We start from the raw sequence: 20,401 nt of genomic DNA, 5'->3' as shown, positions 1-20,401 counted from the left end.
GCGCGCACCCTGCTGCGGTCTGTTCCGCGTGCGCGTGCTCGCCTATGCTGCGGCATGGTGGCATGACCCAGCATGATTCAAGGGATGGACGACAACGCGTGACCAGACATAAACAGCAGGGAACAGACCCTGCCTCCTGCACGCAGTGCGCCCCCCAGCAGGACAGGATCGTGGAACAGCCGCACAAGAAAGCCCTGATCAACCGCATACGCCGCATTGAGGGGCAGGTCGGCGGCGTGCGGAACATGATCGAGAATGACCGCTACTGCGTGGACATCCTGACCCAGATATCGGCGGTCAAGTCAGCGCTCGATGGGGTTGCGATCCAGATCCTGTCCTCTCACGCCAAGGGCTGCGTGCGCAAGGCGGTGCAGGAAGATGGGGGCGAGGAAACGATGGAGGAACTGCTCGGCATCATCCGCAAGCTGATCCGCTAGAGCAGATCCAGTTTGAATGGACACATTCGAACTGGTGAAGATGCTCGATAAACAATGAGTTAGAGCAATTCTACTGAACCAAGGTTTAGTAGAATTGCTCTCGGGGTGAATCTGATTTGAATGGAAGATGCTGCCTTTGCTGGAAAAAGGCAGCATCGGGCCATGTTCGTTCCATCGTCATCAGGAACGGAACTGAGTGCCGACGTCTCTTTGCTACAAAGTAATGAAAATGACCGTGCCGCCTGATTATGCAAAAGTGCGCGAGGTATGCCCCATTTGTAGTCAGGGATGGGTGCTCGTTGCACGGGACAACGCGGCACATGCCCTTTTTTTCGCTGCGATCAATGCGGAAGTGAATGGGAGGATGCCCGGAACATCCAGGTTGGATCATCAAGCATGAGAAATGATGATTACGATTGGGATTTTGTGGAAAGCAGGGATCTGGCAACACATAAAGTCTATAAATACATCATCAATAAAATATCAAAGAACTGGTAATGTATCAGGGCACCCCTGATGCTTCAGGGGCGCCCATCGCCATCATTTTCCATATCCCTGCGTTTGCGCGCATACCGGCGTTACATGCCCAGCGCCATGCGGCCTATGGCCGGGTCATCGGTAAAGAAACCATCAAGCCCTAGATCCAGATGGCGCCGTATTTCGGCAATCGCGCCGGGCACGTTGCGCGCGCTGTCGCCATCGCCGTTGCGTAGCTGGGCGGGCAGGAAGTGGTTCTCGGGGCGGAAAGTGTAGGAATGCACCAGCAGGCCCGCCGCGTGGGCGTCATCAATGAGCGTTGTGGGGGCAAGCCACGCGCCAGCGGCATCACGCGGAATGATGTCGTCGTTCGAGGGACCGATCACATCCGCATAGGCGCGCACGCCACGCAGGCCATCGGGGGTCATGAAGTCGCCAAACGTGAGCGGCCTGGCCGTGCCTAGCGTGTCAGGCACCGTTTCCGCGCGCCCGCCCATGAGGAACATCAGCCGCGCCTGCGGGTTGATGGCCTGCACCTGGCCATGGAGCACGCGCAGGTTCGCCGTCTCGAAGGACTGGACCTCAAGCGGGCAGTAGCGGGTATAGTCGTGGGCCGCGATGACGTGCAGGAACGTCTCCTCAGGCGTGTGGCCGAGTTTATGGAAATGCGTTGAATTCTTGATTTCGGGTATCAGCCCAATCATGCGCCCGCGGCTTGCGGCCTCGGCTGCCACAAAGTCGATCACTTCCTCAAATGTCGGAATATCGAAATGCCCGTCATAGCGCGTGTTGTGGGCGCGGAGGGCGGGCAGGCGTTCCCTCGCGCGCAGGGTCTTGAGTTCGGCCAGGGTGAAGTCGGTCGTGAACCAGCCGGTTTCCGCCTTGCCATCAATGGTGATGGTGCGGCGGCGGCTGGCAAACTCCGGGTGGCTCGCCACATCGGACGTGCCCGCGATATTGCTTTCATGGCGGGCTATGAGCACGCCGTCGCGCGTGGGCACGAGGTCGGGCTCGATATAATCCGCGCCATCGGCAATGGCGCGGGCATAGGCGGCAAGCGTGTGTTCAGGCCGCAGGGCCGATGCCCCCCGATGCGCCATGACAGAAGGCACCGGCACCAGGGAAGGGTTTGCAAAAGCCTGCCGGGCTGTCGTCAGCGCGGCCATGCTCATCAATGTGCCTGTCATGGCCAGTCTACGGGTCAGCATGCCTCTGTCCTTTTAAAAGCGCGCGCCAATTTTAAGCCGGAACACGCACACGGCAATGGGTGGCGACCGGCCTGAACGGCGGTTAACCGCGCATGTTATATGACAGTTTGATGAAAGTTCTCCCGCAAAAGGAGAAAACCGCTTTTTCGATTGTCACCCCTGTCATGACCGCCCCTGGCGTCCGATAACAGGAACCATGATACATGACAGTCCGTTTCCGGTGTGATTTCCGTGCTTTTTTACTTGTTACCGCTGGCACGGCCAGCCTGGTAATACCATGGGCGCGCGCCGAGGCCCGGAGCATCCATATTGCCGCCCAGCCCATGGCGCAGGCGCTTGAGGCGTTAGGGCGCCAGACGGGCCAGAACATCGTTTTCACGCCGCAGCAGGTGGCCCATATCCAGGTCGATGCAGTCAATGGCAACATGACGCCGGCCCAGGCGGTCCGGCGCGTGCTCGCCCATAGCGGGCTGACAGCCGAGAGCGTGAATGATGGCGGCTTCATCATCCATTCGGGCGCTGCGGCCAGCACGGCGGAAAAGCACCGTGCATCATCCGAAAAGAGCGAGAAGAAGGGCGGCGTGAACGACATTGAAAAGATGTTTGTCGTCGCCCACAAGAAAAGCCAGAACGAAAAACGCACCTCCAACATCATCATGGACACGGTGGCGTATGACCCGTTTGAAAACCTTGGCGGCGTGTCCTCGGTGGCCCAGTCCCTGATCCAGTTGCCCGGTGTGACCGGCATTACCGATGGCGATGAGCCACGCTACATCAGCGTGCGTGGCATCAGCCCCGACCTCAACCATACGACAATGGACGGCATTACCCTTTCCTCCATCGGCGAGAGCGGCAGTGCGGGCACGCGGCGCGTCAACCTGCAGGACATTCCATCGGAAATGACCTCGCGGATGAACGTGTACAAAAGCTTCACCGCCGAGCAGGATGGCGATGCGATTGGCGGCGTGATCGACCTCATTCCCATGAGCGCCTTTGACCACAAAGGCCTGTACAAATACCTCGATGCCTATGGCATCTGGTCCAGCAAGCGCGGGGGCGTGGGCGCCAACGGGCTGAGCGGTTATGCGCCGCATATGGGCGAGGGGGCCAAGGGCACGTTTTCCGACACGTTTGGCAAGCACCATGAGTTCGGCATCGTGCTGTCCATGCGCTACCAGGAGCGCGCGCGCAACACGACCAAGAACTGGCAGGCCTATGATTACGACAATGCCGATGGCACGAGCAGCACCACGCCCGGCACGTCATGGGACGGGCATGTCAGGCCCAGCCAGTATTCAACCGGCGAATACGCCAATGACGTGACCAATATTGGCGGATCGGGCAAGCTGGAATGGAAACCCACCGACAGGAACCTGTACATGTCCCTCATGGGCTGGTCCTACGCGCGGTGGGAACACTCGGTCATGGACAAGGAGGATTATAACCTCAAGAACACGGTCACGAGCGAGGACGGGATGGATATTCCCGTCAGCAGCCTCTACGCGCGGCGCAGGCAGAATGAATGGCACCGCCAGAACAGTGGCATCATCGGGCATATCGACTGGTACAAGGGCCGCCATGACCTGATCCTGCGCGCGGGCTACACCATGGAGGACTATAACGATTACCAGCCCTATATTGCCGCGCGCGCCTACCCGAAGAAACTGACCGCCGACTATACCGGCTACCCTTCAGAAACTGGCATGTGGCAGCAGGGGCCGCTGTCAAACCCGACCGCGGCACAGACCGCCACATGGAACCTGTATAATGATGGCTCCTACCAGACTTGGGAGCAGGCATCGGAGCGCGTGCCATCGGTCAGGCTCGATTATAGCTGGAATACGGGAAAGAATGCCAAGGGCTTTGGCATCATGAGCGGCTTCCAGTGGCGGGAGCTGACGCTCGACCATAACGAGCAGCAGACCTATTACGACAGCACGGAAAATTTTACTGGCCAGATGCTCCAGAGCAATCATGTGCCGTGGAACAATATCTACCCGGAGACTTTCATCGGCCCCGACGGGTATAAATTCAACTGGTCCAGCCTGACGGTGGACCAGAAAAAATCCCTCTATAACAGCGGCATTTCAAACTACAGGTATCGTGAGAACATATTCGACGGCTATGTCTCGCTGCATTACATCTGGAAGAATACCGCCTTTATCGCCGGTGTGCGCGCGGATGCCACCAACTATGCTGGCTGGATCCCCCAGATCAACAGTGCGACGCAGACGGTTTCATCCGGCTTGACGAAGCAGGGCGGGTCTTACATCAACCCGCTGCCCTCGTTTGATGTGGTGCATCACTTCCCGCAGGATGTGACGATGCATGCCTCCTACAGCCAGTCCATCGGGCGCCCGGCACCAGGGCAGATCGCCATGGCGGCATCCGAGAGTTGTGGCGATGATGACTCCGGTGGCGCGGATTGCACCATCTCCAAGGGCAATGCCAATCTCAAGCCACGCCGGTCCCAGAACTTTGATATTTCGGTTGATAAATGGTTCAATCGCGGCAATGGCATGGTCAGCCTTGCGTTCTTCAGCAAATGGATCAAGGACGATATCGTCACCAGCCGCTCCCTTTACACCGATAATACCGGCACGAACTATCAGGTGACCATGCCGGTGAACGCGCAGTCCGCCGGGGTCAAGGGCATCGAGTTCAATGTCATGGACCGCAACCTGCACGCCTTTGGCCAGATCATCGACCTGCAGGCGAACGTGACGTGGCTCAAGGGCCATGAAAGCTATTCAAACGGCACATCGGTGGTCAATTACAATGCCATGATCTACCAGCCCAGCTTCATCGCCAATGGCATGATGACGTGGCATATTCCGCAGATAAAGGGCGCGCTGCGCACCACCGTCAATTATTCGGGCAAGTATTTCACCTCCTTTGGCGCAACGCCGGGCGCATCGGACGGGTTTGGCAACTTCCTCACCTTCAACCTTGGCTTCTGGCATCAGGTCTATCCGGGCATTACGCTCAAATACGAAGTCATGAACCTGGCCAACTGGCAGCCACGCTACGTGACCGGCGATCATCTGCAATATGTTGATGAAATGGATAATTATGGTCGCGCCGTTTATTTCCATGTTGTTTTCAACTGATGGAGGGCGTGTCCGGGGCGGCGATTTTAAAAAACTGCCCCCTGGAGCATGGTCGTGGCCTGGTGGAGGCGGGAAAAGAACAGGTATGGAGGTATCGTGTTCATGGAAATATGAAATATTAATGATACTTTTTCAATGCATATTAAGCGTGTTTTATAATCAGCATGCATTATCCCATTGTAATCGCCGACATTCATGGTTCTGTCGCCACGGAGGCAGCCTGTGGTTGTGGTGCTCGGCGGCCCGGCCCTGTCACTATATTTTTACAAAGCATGTCCTTCCCCCCGGTAGTCGCCACTTTTACTCGTGAGACGTGAAGCTGCTATACGCGGACATAGGGGTATAAAAGGTTGCAGGACTGCAGTAAGTGGCTGTATCGGTATAAACACTATTGCATCCCGCATGGTCATGCCTGTCTCCCGGCATTCCTGCTGGACCAACGTGCATGAGAGGCGACGCTAGATGGCTGCAGACCGGCCCTGTTTTCCTACCAGTATTCATCGTTCCACTCCCAACGCCATCAGGCTGAACCGGGCGCTGCGCATGTCGCGCCGCGATGCGCTGATCGGTGCGCTCGGGGCCGCCGTTGTCGTGACGGGCAGCAGGCAGGGCATCGCCGCCACGGCGGAGCAGGACACGGTCGTGCCGCTGTTCATGGCCCTGTCACAGCGCCTGACGGACCGTGACGCGCTCGACCCGCGCATTGGCAATGCCCTGTATGCCGGCATCATCCACGCCGTGCCCGAGCGGCGCGACCAGATCCAGAAGCTGCATGATTTCATGGCTGGCGGCAGTTTTGCCTCCGCCCATGCGCTCGCCGCCGCCGCCGAGCATCAGGATCCCGCGTTCAAGGCAGTCATCCAGGATATCCTGACCGGCTGGTATCGCGGCCTGGCCGACCATAAGGTCGTGGTCTACCGCTCCGCGCTGATGTTCGACATCACCAAGGATGCGATCTATCCCAAGACCTATGCAACGGGTGGCCCGTTCTACTGGACCCAGACCCCGCCGGAAGTGGCTGTTCCCACTGGGGAACCTGCCCTTTCGCCTTCGAAACTCGTGATCGAACCTACCTGATATCCGGAGCCTTTTTTATGCCGTCCGAACAAGACCTATCTGCTGACGTCGTAATCGTCGGCTCCGGCGTCGCTGGCAGCTCCATTGCCAACGAACTGGCGCGCGCGGGTATTTCCGTCATCGTGCTCGAAGCCGGGCCACGGGTTGACCGCCAGCATTTTGTCGAGAACTTCCGCAATCTCGAGAACAAGCCCTCCTATCAGGGACCGTTCCCCGCAGTGCCCTGGGCGCGGCATCCGCCCGACCAGGTCACCCCCAACGATTACCTGCACACCACCGGCCCCGATGCCGAGGCCTACCAGCAGGTCTACCTGCGCATGATGGTGGCACCACCTGGCACTGGGCGGGCTGCGCGTGGCGTTACCTGCCATCGGATTTCGAGCTCAAGAGCCGTTATGGCCAGGGTCGTGACTGGGCACTGAAATATGATGATCTCGAGCCGTTCTACTATCAGGCCGAGGTGATGATGGGCGTGTGCGGCCCCGACCCGAAGGTGGAAGACCTCGGCTCGCCGCGCAAGCAGCCTTACCCGATGGATGCGCTGCCCATTTCCTACGCCGCCCAGCAGTTCCGCAAGCTGATTGGCGAGAAGACGCCGTATCGCGTGGTGCATGAGCCGCAGGCCCGCAACACCCGCCCGTATGACAGCCGCCCGACCTGCGAGGGGCATAACAACTGCATGCCCATCTGCCCGATCGGGGCGATGTATAACGGCAGCTACTCCGTCTATCATGCCGAGGCGGCGGGGGCGAAGTTCGTGCCCAACGCCGTGGTGTACCGAATCGAGCGTGACAGCGCCAACAAGCGCGTTACCGCAGTGCATTATTACGATCCCGACAAGGGCTCGCACCGTGTGACCGGCAAGTATTTCGTGATCGCGGCGCATTGCATCGAGACCGCGAAGCTCATGCTGTTCTCCGCCGATGAGCAGAGCCCGGACGGCATTGCCAACAGTTCGGGCCATGTTGGCCGCAACATGATGGACCACACCGGCGTGCAGGTGAGCTTCATCAGTGGCGACAAGGCCCTGTGGCCCGGTCGTGGCCCGCTTGAAACCAACGTGATCGACAATTTCCGCGATGGTGACTGGCGCAACGAGCGCGGTGCGTATCTCGTGCACATGGTCGATGACAACCAGGTTGACCTTGCCACGCAGCTTGCCATCGCCAAGGGGTATGTGGGCCGCGAGCTTGAGGAGCAGATCCGCTATCTCGCCTCGCACACGGTGCGCCTGTTCAGCCATAACGAAGGCTTGGCCGACCCGGACAACCGCCTGACGCTGAGCAAGACCAACAAGGACATACTCGGCATCCCGCACCCCGAGGTCTATTACAAGCTGCCCGAATATACCGTGAAGAGCTGCGAGCACACGCGCGGCCTGTTCCGCGACCTGATCGGCCTCATGCACGGCACGGACGAGGAATGGACGCCCGGCTACTTCCCGCAGGACCATCCCGCGGGCAGCACCATCATGGGCACCGACCCGACGGATTCCGTGGTGGACGGCTTCTGCCGCACGCATGACCACGAGAACCTGTTCATCGCGAGTTCGTCCGTTTTCTCTTCGGTCGGAACCGGCAACATCACCCTGACAGTCGCCGCACTTGCCCTGCGCGTGGCTGATACGCTTAAAAAAGAACTCGCCCATGCCTGACGTAACGCGCAAGATCCTGTGGTCGGTCCTGACCGCAGGCACTGCTCTTGCAACATTTTCCGCCGTTCCCGCCCGGGCGGATGATCCTTCTGCCGACCTCATGGCCCGTGGCGAATACATCGCCACGGCGGGCGACTGCGTCGCCTGTCATACCGCACCCGGCGGCAAGCCTTTCGCGGGGGGGTTGAAGATCACCACGCCCATGGGCGATGTGGTGACGACCAACATCACGCCTGATCCCGATCATGGCATTGGAAAATACACGGAAGAGGATTTCGAGAAGAGCCTGCGCCATGGCATTCGCCGTGATGGCAGCAGGCTTTATCCCGCCATGCCCTACGTGTCCTACGCCGGCATGACGGATGGCGACGTGAAGGCGCTGTACACGTGGTTCATGCATGGGGTGAAGCCGGTGGCCGAGACGCCGCCGGTCACATCACTCAACTTCCCGGCCAACCTGCGCATCACCATGGGCCTGTGGAACATGGTGGCGACCAGCGAAACCCCGGAGACGGGTGATTCCGCCACCTTTGACAAGATGCGCCGGGGCAAATACCTCGCCCATGCCCTTGAGCATTGCGGCACCTGCCATACCCCGCGCAACATCATGCTGAGCGAGAAAGAGGATAGCTACCTTGCAGGCGCGAGCCTGCTCGGGTGGTATGCCCCCAACATCACTTCCAGCAAGACGGGCGGCATCGGTAACTGGAGCGAGGACAACCTCGTTGAATACCTCAAGACCGGCCATGTGGCTGGCCTGAGCCAGGCAGCCGGCCCGATGGGCGAGGCGGTGGAGCACAGCACCAGTCACCTGACGGATGATGACCTGCACGCGCTTGCAGCCTACATCCTGCAGGTGCCTGCCAAGGATGACGAGGCCGAGCACAGCCCGCGCGAGCAGTATGGCAAGCCGCTCGAGCAGGCGGATGTCCGCTCGGGTGAACTCACCCGCATCGACAATCTTGCCCAGATGGATGGCGCGCAGATCTATGATGCGAACTGCGCGGCCTGCCATGGCGGCAATGGCGCGGGCACGGCCGACCATTATGCGCCCTCGCTGTTCCATAACTCGGTTGTGGGCTCGGCGCGGCCCGATGACCTGATCATGGCCGTGCTCAATGGCGTGGACCGTAATGCGGGCGGGGTGCATGTGCATATGCCTGCCTTCAACCAGAGCTCTGACGTGCAGCGCCTGAGCAATGCCGAGATTGCCAGCGTGGTCAACTACGTCACGGCCACCTTTGGCAGCGGCGACCATGGTGTCACTGCCGAGCAGGTGGAAAAAATGGGCACGGAACTGCCCAAGACTCCCTAAAGGCCCCAAGCCCCGGCGGCCCTGCATCCTTACTGATGGTTGCAGGGCCGCCGGATCTGGTCTTTAAGATACTGTTTAAAAACAACTCATTGATAAATAATGATAAAGGTTTTCGGGTGCCGTCTTTTTTCGAGAAGGTGGCATTTTTCGAAGCTTTCTGAAAAAAGCTTCACCAGAAAATTCTTTATGATTTCTGGATGTTTTCCGGGCAGACTGTTTCAAACAGTCTGTAAAATGCTGTCAGAACAAAAGTATCGCCCCAACACGACAGTAAAAAACCAACCCTCTGAAATAACTACTTTTTGTGCCGAGGTGGAAAACGCACGGGCGTTTTCGCTGCATCAAAGCCGTGTTCTTCTACCCGTAGTGGAACGATCGTGTCTGGCGCATGGTTTCTGTCTGGCCAATGGCCCCAGATGACCGTTGCCGCGAATGTGCGCCCACGGCATTCAACGTTCACCGTATCACCCACGGTGGGAACCGGGCCGTTGAAAAGGTTCTGATCAGCGCGGAGTTCGCGTTCGGTCACGACCTCCCCGGATTGCAGCAAGATCCGTTTGATCCAGTAGCGCATGCCACAAGCATAGCAGACGGACTCTACCCTTCAAGCGAGATGTCGGGCGCTGTAGCTGCTTTGATGGTAAGGGTAGGCACCATACTGATCCAGGCGCGACCGAATGCTGCAGGTGGCACCCGAATGGTGTCCGCTGGCGACCGGGCGGTCTCTGTGATAGGCACGACAGGCGCAAAACGGGGCACCAGATCATCATGCTGCATTTCATCACCGATTTTGCCGATCAGGCCGTGATGCTGCCGGTGATGGTAACCGTGGCCCTTATCATGACTGTGTACGGATGGTGGCGTGGCGCCGTGGTCTGGACCGTGACGGCGGTTGCAATGCTGGCGGTCATGCTGCTGCTTAAAATAGCCGGTCTTTATTATGCCGCCATTGAGCATACTGCCATCATTAGCCCTAGCGGGCATGTCGCGGCGGCGTGCATGGTGTATGGCGGCCTTCTCGTGCTGCTGGGGCAGCGGTATTTCATGCGTTTTCCAGCACTTATGCTGATGCCGTTATCGGGCATTGGCATTGCCATGGCGTGCACCCGCGTAGCGTTGCATGCCCACACCCTGTTCGAGGTTGTAACAGGCGGGGTGATTGGCTGTGTCGCAGGCGTGGTGCTTGGTCGGGCGTGCGGGCCTGTGCCGCAGCGCTTATGGCTCTATCTGCTGCCTGGGGTGGCGTGCGTGGCCGTGCTGTTTCATGGGGCGCATCTGGGTATTGAAGGCGCGATACGCTGTATGTTCATGCCCGGAAAAATTATTGCGTGACTGAACCGGAATAATAAAAAGTCAGGCTTTGTTTTCTGAAAGTAAAGTTTTTTGGCCAGGTGCGGCGGACGGGCACCGGCCAGGGCGTCATGCCCCGGCCAGTGCCCGGTTTTAGCGCATCAGAACGGGGCGTCGATGTTCACCACGTCGATCAGCTTGTGATTGACGAATTCCTTGATGCCAAGGCCGATCAGTTCACGGCCATAGCCCGAGCGGGCCACGCCGCCAAACGGCAGGTCGGCTTTCACCATGGTCGGGTGGTTGACGTAGACCATGCCGGTATAGATCTGCTCGGCCACCTTCACGCCGCGCTTGGTGTCCTTCGTGAAGACAGCGCCACCCAGGCCATAGGGTGAATCATTGGCGATGCGGATGGCATCAGCCTCGTCCTTGGCGCGGTAGAGTTGCGTTACGGGGCCAAAGAACTCCCAGTGGCGGGCTTCATTGTTCTCGTGCAGGTTGGTCATGAGCAGCGGCTGGAAGAAGGCGCCCTTTTCAGGCACGGGCGCGCCAATCACTTCCACAACGGCACCGTGCTTCTTGGCTTCTTCAACCTGCGCGCGCAGGTCGTCCGCCGCCTTCTGCGAGGAGAGCGGGGCCAGCTGCGTTGCCGGGTCCATCGGGTCGCCTGCCTTCAGGCTGGCAACGCCCTTCTTGTACAGCTCCACAAAGCGGTCATAGATCGCATCAGCCACGATCAGGCGCTTGGCCGAGACACAGACCTGGCCCGCATTCCAGTGGCGTCCGAACACGGCCCACTTCACGGTCTTTTCCAGGTCGGCATCTTCGAGCACCACGAACGCGTCGGAACCACCAAGTTCCATCGTGGATTTCTTGAGCGCCTTGGCCGCGACGCCTGCCACAATGGCGCCAGCGCCTTCGGAGCCGGTCAGGGCCACGCCACACACGCGCGAATCGCTCAGGATCACCTCGGTATGGTGGCGGGCGGCATACAGGTTGCGGAAGCCACCCTTGGGCAGGCCGGCTTCCTGCATCAGCGTATCGAAGGCGGCGGCGCATTGCGGCACGTTGGAGGCATGCTTGAGCAGCACCGTGTTACCGGCCGAAAGCTGCGGCGCAATGATGCGGGCCACCTGATAGTAAGGGAAGTTCCACGGCTCGATGGCAAAAACGATGCCCTGGGGCTGGTGGATGATCACGGCCTCGCCCTCATCGGGGTTGGCGACCGGCAGCTTCTCGGCTTTCAGCAGGCACTCGGCATGTTCGGCGTAATACTCGAAGATCTCTGCCGACAGGATGGTCTCGGCCTTGGATTCCGCATACGTCTTGCCCATTTCCAGCGTGATCAGGCGGGCATATTTGTCAATGTCGCGGCGCAGGATGGCGCCTGCGGCCTTCATCACTTCCGCACGTTTGGCAAACGAGGTGTGGCGCCATGCCTTGAAGGCATCATAGGCATCGGTCAGCGCGGTCTGGACTTCCTGATCCGTAGCATCGGGGAAAGTCTTCAGCTTTTCACCAGTATAAGGGTTGGTCGTAGCATAAGCCATGGACAATCTGTTCCTTAGAGTTTCGTCAAGTATATATTCCACATGCAGGCGTGCAAGAATCGTTTCAGCTATCATCAATGCCCCGAACGTGCAAAAGCTGATTTTCCATTCAGGCGAAACGGATGCGGAAATTTTTTACGGGAAACCGCACTTTTCTGCTCTCTGGCCTGCCTTGCGCCGGTGGCGGGCGACCATGGTAAAATGGAGTTTACCGTTTGTGCACCAGAAGTCTGGTGGCGGGCTCAGGCAGAAAGCGGATTGTCGAGCAACCTGCGTTCCCGGTCGGTTATGACATCGGCCAGCGTGTAACGGTCCAGCACCGAGATGAATAGCCCCAGCGCTTCATGCAGCACGCCACGCAGGCGGCACACATCGCTCAGGATGCAGCCTCCCCTGCGGTTCAGGCCTTCAGGGTCGGGCGGCTGCATGCAGGCCACCAGGCCCATATCTTCTTCCGTATAGCGCACGACATCACCGATCAGGATCGTCGCGGCGGGGCGCCCCAGGCGCAGGCCGCCGTTGCGGCCACGGATGGTTTCCACAAAGCCGCCCTGTCCCAGGCGGTGGATGATCTTGATCAGATGATTTTCCGAAATGCCATAAGCCTGCGCAACCTCCCTGATCGATGTCAGGCGGTCGGTATGGATGCCCAGGTAGATCAGGGTTCTCAGGGCGTAATCGGTATGCAGGGTCAGGCGCATGCAAGGAGATATATAGAGTTTCCCCGTCAATTCCAGTGGTTAATGATATTCCCCGTCCCGTCTGCGTTCGATAACGGTGGGGGATGAGGCAGGCTGCATGGTGAAAAGATCAACGTCATCAGGCGGCTTGCCGTAGGGCTGGCGGGAAAGGTGGCTTCCAGGCGCAATCGGGCATGCATCTCGTCGATAATGATGATGTCGCAACGAATCGCTGTGGCAGGACAGCATCCGCATATGGGTTGAAGCCCGACAGGAATGCAAAAAAATGCCCATGGCCTGCACCATGGGCATTTTCTCAAGGTAGGGTGGAAAAGATCAGAAGTTGGCGTTAAGGCGACCGTAGTAGTAGCCACCCGTGATGGGGATCTGCGCCGAGTTCTCGTCATACGGCTCGGCGCCAAGGGCATTGAGTTCCTGCGACATCATGCGCGGGCGGACGTTGAACACGTTGTTCGCGCCGACGGCGAAGTGCCAGTTCTTCTGGAAGCGTACGCCAATTTCGATATCGGTCATCCAGTGCGGGGTGTTGATGAACTGCTGCAGGGCATTGTTGGAATACTGCAGGGCAGAGGGGCCCCAGTCCTGGTACTGCAGCATGGAAGTCGTCTGGCCATACCGGGTCTGACGGATGTTGAAGTCCCAGTTTTTATAGGTGTAGTAGGCGTTCAGGATGATCTTGCTACGCGGGTTGTCAGATGTGATCGAGGCAATATCCGCCAGGTTCAGGTTGGCACCGTTATGGTGCAGGCGGGTGCGGTTGAGATCGATCGACATCGACAGTGCAAGGTTGCCATACTTGTGCAGCCGGAAAAGATAATCCGCCTTGATGTCTACACCCTGTGTGCGGGTGCTGGCGCCGTTGGTGAAGTAGTCGGCATAGACATTGTTGTAGCCAGTAAAGCCAGTTGGCAGCGAAGCAAGCTGGGCAATGGCCTGAGCTGCGATATAACCCTCGGTCGTGTTGCCGTAGGGGGTGCTGCCACCAAAGTTGGTATCCTGCACGATACGGTCACGCAGGTTGATCTGGTAGACATCGGCTTCCACATGGAAGTTATCGACAGGCTCCAGCACGATGCCACCGCTGACGCTGGTCGAGCGCTCAGGCTTCAGCTTGGTTGCGCCAATAGCTTGTGCCGCGGCGGAATCGGCGGCCAGTAGGCCACTTGCACCGGTGGGCGAGACGTTGACGGCGCTGAAGTGCGATTCAGCCAGTGTGGGCGCACGGAAGCCGGTGCTGATGGTGCCGCGGATGGCAATGCGCTTGTTGAAGTTGTAGCGGGTTGAAATCTTGCCGTTCTCGGTATTGCCGACGTCGGTGTAATGCTCCAGTCGACCCGCGAAATCGAGCTCCCACTTCTTGGTCAGGCGGAAGTCGCCATCCATGTACCACGCCCAGATGTCACGATACCACGTGCCGGCCGAACCTGGTGAAATACCGGCATAACCCTGCGTGCCACCGTTTTCGTAGGAGACCGGCTCACCTGCGGTAATGTTATAGGATTCCATACGCTCTTCGGCACCAAAGGCCAGCGTCATCGGAACGACATCGCCGATCTTGAAGTGACGGCGGAAATCGAGGTTGTTGGTCCACTGCGTCATGCTGTAGGTCTCGGCCCGTGCCGTACGGGGGCTGGAGCCGTAAGCGGTAACATAACTGGTGTTCAGGGTATTCTTGTTGCCGATCTTATCGATATCTTCGCCGTAGGTGGTGCTGAGATCCCAGTTGAAGCCCATGAAGTTGTCACCCTTCAGGCCCAGTGTTGCGGCAAAATCGTTTTCTTCCATGGTTTCCAGAGGGGAGAAACCATAGGGGGCGATGCTTTCGCACGCGGTGCAGCTACCGCCTACGGAAGGTGTGCGGTAGTTTTCATAAGCTTCCGAGTGGCGGTGGGCATAGGTGATCAGCCCGTAGAAGTTGATGCCGGGCGTGAACTGCTTGCCCCATTCAATCGCCAGGTTTTCACGCGTTTCTTCCGGCGTGCTCATGATCTTGTTGGAGTTCGTGGCGATCTTGCCAGCATTAGGACCAGTATAGGTCGAGCTGGAGGCGCTGGCGGGCTGGGAGCCAACCAGGCGGTGATCATATGCGTTTTTGGCCACGAAATGGTCCGAGTGGTACATCTGCCCGCTGATATGCAGGAAACCATCCTGGCCGAGCTTCATGCCGCCATCGGCGTTGAGCTGGTAGTTCCAGCCATCGCCGTTATAGGCGTTTGCACCGGTCTGGCCGCTCAGGTTCAGGCCATGATCCTGCTTCTTGGTAATGATGTTGACCACGCCCGCGATCGCGTCCGAGCCATACATGGCGGCCGCGCCATCCTCGAGCACTTCGATATGGTCGATGGCGTTGGCGGGGATCATGTTCAGGTCAACGGGGGTCGAGCCTGATTCCGGGCCTGAATCCGCATAGAGGTTAGCCGTGGTGTGGCGGCGCTTGCCATCAACGAGCACGAGCACTTCATTGGGGTTCAGGCCACGCATGCGGATGGAGGATGTCAGTGCCCCCGCATCCGAGCCCATGGCGCTGACATTGATTGAAGCATTGGTGCGGGTCAGCGCATCAGCCAGGTTCATCTGGCCCGAGCGGCGCAGTGCGGCCCCGCTGATGACCGAGACCGGGCTCATGCTGTCACGCGCCTTGCGGTTGGTGGAGTGTGTGCCGGTGGAGACGCTGATCTGCTCGACACCGGAGCTGTTCACGCCCCCGTTATCTGCCTTGGCAGCCTTGAGGGTCGTGGTGGCCCGGCTGTGCGCCTGGGCGGTTGCCGTGTGGTGCGCGCGCACCGTGCTTCCCTTCTGATCCGCTGTTGTCGCGCTACCAGACGATGTGGCGGCCATCGCTCCACACGAAACAAAAGAGCAGATAGTCGTAATCAAAAGAGAGGTGCGTCTGTTCATTATTTTAGGGCCCCGCGATCCATAGCTCATCATGCTATTTATTGGCGGTTCGTAATAATTTGCGAGAGGGAAAAAAGCCTTCTGATCATTGCGAAGAAGGTATGTTGCGCCGTTGCAACACAATGTTAGATATTACTTTAAGTTAACTTTGCGCAAAACGAAACTGATGGCGGCCTGGAAATTGCGCAGTGTAATCTGGGAATACCTTTTATTTTCAATAAATTGATAATTTCCTGCACATCGCGCTTCCTGAGTGCATTTTTGTGGTTGACAGTGGGTGAAAAGTTATTTGGTTCTCTGAAACAACAAATTAAAATCAATGTGTTACGTATTTCTGAACGTCCTGAAAAAGCGTGATATAAAAGATACGCTCACCTGTGTGTCGGTTGCATTTCAGGCTCATGCCAAAGCCTGAAACTGCATTGTTGCTCTGGCTGTGGGTGTCGGGCCTGTCCGGTCCCTGACGGGGGCTGGAGCAGGTGCTGTTACGGTAGGGGCAACAGAATCGGTTCTGGCGGCCCCTTCCGTGAGGCCGGAGCGCGCAGGGCGTTTATCCGCCCTGCTGGCGGGCAACCCGGCAGGCGGCGAGGTCCCACGCGGCGCACCCGACGGATTTGAAAAACACGGGCTGGTCCGGCGCCGGAAGCCTGCCCTGCAGTGCCTGCGCGAGGGGATGGACGTGCTGCCAGTCCACCCCTGCCTGGTAAAGATCGCCTGCTTCTGTCGGGGCGCCGACGGGGTCATCAACATAAAGGGTGCTGCCTGCAATGGTGGCGGGGCCAATTTCCACCATGTCGGTCCGGTAGGCGCCAACGCCTATGACAAGGCAGGAGGCGCGGGCGGGTTCATTATAGATGACCGATGTGCTGGCCGTGAGTGTCAGCACCACATCAAAGGGATCTTCATCCGCCTGCTCGGGGCGCACGTTCAGGCCAGGCATGGTGTGTGCCGCGCAGAAGGCCTGCGTCCGCTCGGGGGTGCGTCCGCGTATGACAACGGTCATGCCGGGATAGATCGCGGCAAGGGCCTGCAAATGCGCAATGGCCTGCGTGCCGGTGCCAATCAGCAGCACGCGCCGCACGGGGCCGCGCGCGAACGTGCGGATGCCGAGCAGGCTGATGGCGGCCGTGCGGCGCATGGTTACGGTGGGGCCATCAAGCGTGAACAGGAAGCGCCCGGCCAGCGCTTCGGCGCAGATGACCTGGCCCTGTATGGTAGGCAGGTTGTGAGCGGTATTGCCTGCAAACAGGGTCAGCAGTTTGGTGACCATGATGTCATCACCCACGCAGGGCATGCTCATGAGCGCGCCGCGCTGGTCGCGGGTGGGGATGGTGGTGCGCTCGGGGCACCGGATCTGCCCCGCAGCCGTATCAAGCGCCGCCTGTGCAAGGGCATCGATCAGGGCAGGGAAGGGGAGGAGGCTGCGCGTGTCCGGCGCGGAATGCTGCTTCATGCGTATGAACCCTTGCGTCATGGGGAGGGTTGTAGGGATATGGTATTTTGCGCCTGCCGTCATCCGGTCGCGTGCGGGGAACATGATATTCGCCAAGTAAATTATAAATACGTTCTAATTTCTATGGAGATCATAAAGTGAAAGCATATATTCATTATGCCATTGTATGTGAAAAATGCCCCGTATGTAGTCAGGGTCAGGTGCTTGTTGCGCGCGATAATGATACGAATTCTTTCTGTTTCATCTGTGATGAATGTATGTCTGAGTGGGATAACCTGTCCGGAATTCAGGATGTTGGGAAAGGAACAATGTTTGAACATGAAAATGTTACATTCATGGAAGTAAAGCAGATGGCGACGCATAAATTATACAAATATGTATTGAACAAAGGATAGCATCGGCTTCGGGGAAGGGTATGAGGATCAGCGCCTCTGGTGGGTCCGTGTAGTCTCGGCCTGCGGATGGGGTCTGCATCGCGATCCCGTCTGCTAGCGGGGGAAGATGCAGCTTTTTATGTGGTGATTACGGAAAGCGTATTTATCAAAAAAACAATGTTATCGCTCATGACATAAATAAAAATAGCATGATGTGAAGGCTGCCCTACGGGAACTCACTATTTTTTAAGGTTTTTGATATTGCGATTTGTTCTCATTCGTGATTATGGTGCTCTCACATCATGAATGGGATGGATAAATGTTTGTCTGCTCCTGCAATATGCTGACTGACACGGATGTGGAGGCCGCGGCCCGTAATGGCGCGGTCAGACCTAAAGAAGTCTATGAATCCAAGGGCTGCCGGGCCCAGTGCGGCAACTGCGTGCCCGGTGTGGTGTGCATTCTGCGCCAACTTGCCCGTCAGGGGCGCATGGTCATGCCCGAGGTGCCGCATGTGCATCCCGACATGCAGGCCATCTGAGCGGCCTGTTCCGGTGCCGTCTGTCGTTGTGCAAGGCACGAAAAAAAACGGCACGCCTGCGAGGCATGCCGCTCTGTTCCAACCCGAGGAAATGACAGAAGTCTCTGGTGAGGCTTTTTTCAGGAAGCTTCAGATAACGCCGCTTTATCCTCGCAAAGGCGGCGTCCTGAAACGCTGTATATTAATGTAGCCCGTCAGCCCTGTCGCCGCACGCTCTGGCGTGGCTGGAGGGTGGAGGGCGAGGCGCCCAGCGCCAGCCGGATCACGCTGCCCAGCACCATCGTCACCACGATATTGACGCCCAGCGCCAGCAGCCCGGTTGAAACGGAGGCCGAAAAGCCACCAAACGCAATGGGGTGCACGGGCTTGAGCCCGTCAAGCCAGCACAGTCCCAGCCCGAACAGCGAGCCACTGGCCCAGCCGCCAATCAGCGCAGGCGCCGACAGCCGCAGTGGCAGCAGGCCCATGATCAGGGCGGGGAAGGTCTGCAGGATGATGACGCCGCCCAGCAGTTGCAGGTCAATGGCGAACTTGGCGTTGAGGAAAACGACACAGCCCAGCGCGCCCACTTTTACGCCCAGCCCGGCCAGGCGCGAGCCGGTGACCGATTCGCTGTGGCGCGGCAGGATGTTGTGCATGATCAGGTTGGCCGCGCCAATCGCCATGACCGAGGCTGGCACAAGTGCTCCCACCGCGATGGCGGCAAAACAGAAGCCTGCGAACCATGAGGGGAAGATGGCCAGGAACAGTTGCGGCACCACCTGCGAGGACGAGGTGGTCACGATTCCCGCCGCATGCGCCATCAGCCCCAGCAGCGCGATCAGCCCAAGCACAATGGTGTAGATAGGCAGGAACACGGCATTCTGCCGAATGGTATCGGCGGATTTCGCCGCCAGGATTCCTGTCAGCGTATGCGGGTACAGGAAGGCGGCAAAAGCCGAGGAGAGCGCAAGTGTCGCGTAGGGCACCGTCTGGTCCTGGCTCACGATACGGCCGCCGGGAATGGCGGGCAGGTGTTCCGTCGCAGCATGGAACATGGCGCCATACCCACCAAGGTGGATCGGCACGATGATGACCGCCGCCAGCACGGCGATATAGATCATCACATCCTTGATGAAGGCGGTCAGCGCCGGGGCATGCAGGCCGCCCAGCCACGTATAGGCCGCCAGCGACACGAACGCGAACAAAAGCGGCAGCATGCCGGTATAGCCCAGCGCCTCGACAACCGTGCGGATGCCGATGAGCTGCAGGGCAATATAGGGCAGCACCGCCACCAGCCCGCTTATGGCCACGGCCAGTTCCAGCGTGCGGCTGCCAAAGCGCGCGCGCACGATGTCAGCCGCCGTGGCGTGGCCGCCATCGCGCGCGATGGTCCACAGCTTTGGCATGACGGCGAAGATGAACGGATAGACGATAATGGTGTAGGGCAGCGCGAAAAAGCCGAAGCCCCCGGTGGAATAGACCAGCGCTGGCACCGCGATGACCGTGTAGGCGGTGTAGAAGTCACCCCCCACCAGGAACCATGTGACCCAGGCGCCGAATTCACGCCCGCCCAGCCCCCATTCCTCGCCCTGGCTGTGATGGGTCGCGGCCTTGCGGCGGTTGAGCAGCGGGCGCCAGAACCGCACCGTGCTGCCCAGCACGATGGTCGCGACAAAAAAGAGGATAAACACGCCGATGGCGGCGTTATCAGGCAGGGAGGTGCTCATGACTGTCTGTCCGCCTTCCATGCCATCCAGATCAGCACGGAGGTTACGGGTACCCAGGCGAGCTGGTACCAGTAAAAGAACGGAAAGCCGAGCAGTACCGGGTCATGCCGGTTATACAGCGGCACCCAGAGCAGCCCGGCAAAGGGCAGCAGGAGGAATATGGTTTTTTTCATGTTGACCGAACTTCTTGTTTTTGTGTGGCCGTCAGCAATTTTTCTGGAAAGCGGAATGGAGTGTCAACATAATTAAAGGTGTTTTTAAAGTATTTTTTTGAAGAATGGATCGGATTATTTTGTAATTACATTTTGTTATTGTGCAGTGCGCAACGCTTTTGCTGCGACGCACAACGTAATGCAGCAAAAACAGGCCCTTTGAGGAGGTGTAAAATAATTCATAAAATGAATAACTGAAATTATTAAAAATAATATAATGTGCGTCTTACCTTGTGAATATCCGCGCTTGTTCTGATGGTTTATAAAAATATATCATTGTAATTAAACAGTATTATTTTCATTTTCCGCATCCTGCCGGGCTTCGCCCACTTAAGGGAGTGCCGCGTGGCGCGATGGGGCGGGTGAAAAATAGTGATTGCCCGCCCTTGCCC

13 protein-coding genes and 1 pseudogene are annotated in these 20,401 nt (G+C 58.3%); 7 read left to right on the top strand and 7 right to left on the bottom strand.

What is annotated here, in order from left to right; translation table 11 throughout:
* Positions 1 to 98 precede the first annotated feature (98 nt).
* Entirely contained in the window at positions 99 to 437 is a 339-nt protein-coding gene (locus GXY01S_RS11025; protein ID WP_061275045.1) for a metal-sensitive transcriptional regulator, read from the top strand.
* A 578-nt stretch (positions 438 to 1,015) separates the two neighbouring features.
* Here the strand turns inward: GXY01S_RS11025 and GXY01S_RS11020 are convergent.
* Entirely contained in the window at positions 1,016 to 2,122 is a 1,107-nt protein-coding gene (locus GXY01S_RS11020; protein ID WP_061275042.1) for a glycerophosphodiester phosphodiesterase family protein, read from the bottom strand.
* Positions 2,123 to 2,325: 203 nt separating this feature from the next.
* On the opposite strand from GXY01S_RS11020, the gene GXY01S_RS11015 reads away from it, so the two are divergent.
* The 5 genes and pseudogenes from GXY01S_RS11015 (at position 2,326) to GXY01S_RS10990 (ending at position 10,610) form a co-directional block, all read left to right on the top strand.
* The gene (locus GXY01S_RS11015) at positions 2,326 to 5,232 is read left to right on the top strand and encodes a TonB-dependent receptor (protein WP_061275039.1); all 2,907 of its coding nucleotides are present in this window, start codon (positions 2,326 to 2,328) and stop codon (positions 5,230 to 5,232) included.
* A 462-nt stretch (positions 5,233 to 5,694) separates the two neighbouring features.
* Positions 5,695 to 6,309, top strand: a complete 615-nt coding sequence (locus tag GXY01S_RS11010) for a sorbitol dehydrogenase family protein (protein ID WP_061275037.1) — start codon at positions 5,695 to 5,697, stop codon at positions 6,307 to 6,309.
* 17 nt (positions 6,310 to 6,326) lie between these two features.
* A pseudogene (locus GXY01S_RS11005) lies at positions 6,327 to 7,963 on the top strand (GMC family oxidoreductase).
* Positions 7,956 to 9,278: a c-type cytochrome gene (locus GXY01S_RS11000; RefSeq protein ID WP_061275035.1), complete on the top strand. Its 1,323-nt coding sequence runs from the start codon at positions 7,956 to 7,958 to the stop codon at positions 9,276 to 9,278. Before GXY01S_RS11005 ends, GXY01S_RS11000 begins: the two are co-directional and overlap by 8 nt.
* A gap of 768 nt (positions 9,279 to 10,046) precedes the next feature.
* On the top strand, positions 10,047 to 10,610 hold the full coding sequence (locus tag GXY01S_RS10990) for a phosphatase PAP2 family protein (RefSeq protein ID WP_061275031.1): 564 nt from the start codon (positions 10,047 to 10,049) through the stop codon (positions 10,608 to 10,610).
* A 119-nt stretch (positions 10,611 to 10,729) separates the two neighbouring features.
* On the opposite strand, the gene GXY01S_RS10985 is transcribed toward GXY01S_RS10990, so the two are convergent.
* From GXY01S_RS10985 to GXY01S_RS10970, 4 genes are all read right to left on the bottom strand, one after another.
* Complete coding sequence (locus GXY01S_RS10985) at positions 10,730 to 12,121, bottom strand: NAD-dependent succinate-semialdehyde dehydrogenase (RefSeq protein WP_061275029.1); 1,392 nt, start codon at positions 12,119 to 12,121, stop codon at positions 10,730 to 10,732.
* 242 nt (positions 12,122 to 12,363) lie between these two features.
* Entirely contained in the window at positions 12,364 to 12,822 is a 459-nt protein-coding gene (locus GXY01S_RS10980) for an Rrf2 family transcriptional regulator (protein WP_061275027.1), read from the bottom strand.
* A 315-nt stretch (positions 12,823 to 13,137) separates the two neighbouring features.
* Positions 13,138 to 15,720: a TonB-dependent receptor plug domain-containing protein gene (locus GXY01S_RS10975; RefSeq protein ID WP_174520953.1), complete on the bottom strand. Its 2,583-nt coding sequence runs from the start codon at positions 15,718 to 15,720 to the stop codon at positions 13,138 to 13,140.
* Between the two features lie 550 nt (positions 15,721 to 16,270).
* Positions 16,271 to 17,173: a delta(1)-pyrroline-2-carboxylate reductase family protein gene (locus tag GXY01S_RS10970; protein WP_061275087.1), complete on the bottom strand. Its 903-nt coding sequence runs from the start codon at positions 17,171 to 17,173 to the stop codon at positions 16,271 to 16,273.
* A 693-nt stretch (positions 17,174 to 17,866) separates the two neighbouring features.
* Between GXY01S_RS10970 and GXY01S_RS10965 the strand changes: the two genes are divergently transcribed.
* Complete coding sequence (locus GXY01S_RS10965) at positions 17,867 to 18,088, top strand: (2Fe-2S)-binding protein (RefSeq protein ID WP_174520952.1); 222 nt, start codon at positions 17,867 to 17,869, stop codon at positions 18,086 to 18,088.
* A gap of 194 nt (positions 18,089 to 18,282) precedes the next feature.
* On the opposite strand, the gene GXY01S_RS10960 is transcribed toward GXY01S_RS10965, so the two are convergent.
* Positions 18,283 to 19,797: a sodium:solute symporter family protein gene (locus GXY01S_RS10960; RefSeq protein WP_061275024.1), complete on the bottom strand. Its 1,515-nt coding sequence runs from the start codon at positions 19,795 to 19,797 to the stop codon at positions 18,283 to 18,285.
* A complete protein-coding gene (locus GXY01S_RS17205) occupies positions 19,794 to 19,970 on the bottom strand; it encodes a DUF3311 domain-containing protein (RefSeq protein WP_082770845.1) in 177 nt (58 codons plus the stop codon). Before GXY01S_RS17205 ends, GXY01S_RS10960 begins: the two co-directional genes overlap by 4 nt.
* Between the last annotated feature and the right edge of the window lie 431 nt (positions 19,971 to 20,401).

The organism is Komagataeibacter xylinus NBRC 15237 (assembly GCF_001571345.1).
GTDB classification, from domain to species: domain Bacteria; phylum Pseudomonadota; class Alphaproteobacteria; order Acetobacterales; family Acetobacteraceae; genus Komagataeibacter; species Komagataeibacter xylinus.
This window is presented reverse-complemented; position numbering and strand designations above follow the sequence as displayed.

Coding starts and splice junctions, on each gene's coding strand:
- GXY01S_RS10965 (WP_174520952.1), top strand. CDS start 17,867: ATGTTTGTCTGCTCCTGCAATATGCTGACTGACACGGATGTGGAGGCC.
- GXY01S_RS11010 (WP_061275037.1), top strand. CDS start 5,695: ATGGCTGCAGACCGGCCCTGTTTTCCTACCAGTATTCATCGTTCCACT.
- GXY01S_RS10990 (WP_061275031.1), top strand. CDS start 10,047: ATGCTGCATTTCATCACCGATTTTGCCGATCAGGCCGTGATGCTGCCG.
- GXY01S_RS17205 (WP_082770845.1), bottom strand. CDS start 19,970: ATGAAAAAAACCATATTCCTCCTGCTGCCCTTTGCCGGGCTGCTCTGG.
- GXY01S_RS11020 (WP_061275042.1), bottom strand. CDS start 2,122: ATGCTGACCCGTAGACTGGCCATGACAGGCACATTGATGAGCATGGCC.
- GXY01S_RS10960 (WP_061275024.1), bottom strand. CDS start 19,797: ATGAGCACCTCCCTGCCTGATAACGCCGCCATCGGCGTGTTTATCCTC.
- GXY01S_RS10975 (WP_174520953.1), bottom strand. CDS start 15,720: ATGAACAGACGCACCTCTCTTTTGATTACGACTATCTGCTCTTTTGTT.
- GXY01S_RS11000 (WP_061275035.1), top strand. CDS start 7,956: ATGCCTGACGTAACGCGCAAGATCCTGTGGTCGGTCCTGACCGCAGGC.
- GXY01S_RS10980 (WP_061275027.1), bottom strand. CDS start 12,822: ATGCGCCTGACCCTGCATACCGATTACGCCCTGAGAACCCTGATCTAC.
- GXY01S_RS10970 (WP_061275087.1), bottom strand. CDS start 17,173: ATGAAGCAGCATTCCGCGCCGGACACGCGCAGCCTCCTCCCCTTCCCT.
- GXY01S_RS10985 (WP_061275029.1), bottom strand. CDS start 12,121: ATGGCTTATGCTACGACCAACCCTTATACTGGTGAAAAGCTGAAGACT.
- GXY01S_RS11015 (WP_061275039.1), top strand. CDS start 2,326: ATGACAGTCCGTTTCCGGTGTGATTTCCGTGCTTTTTTACTTGTTACC.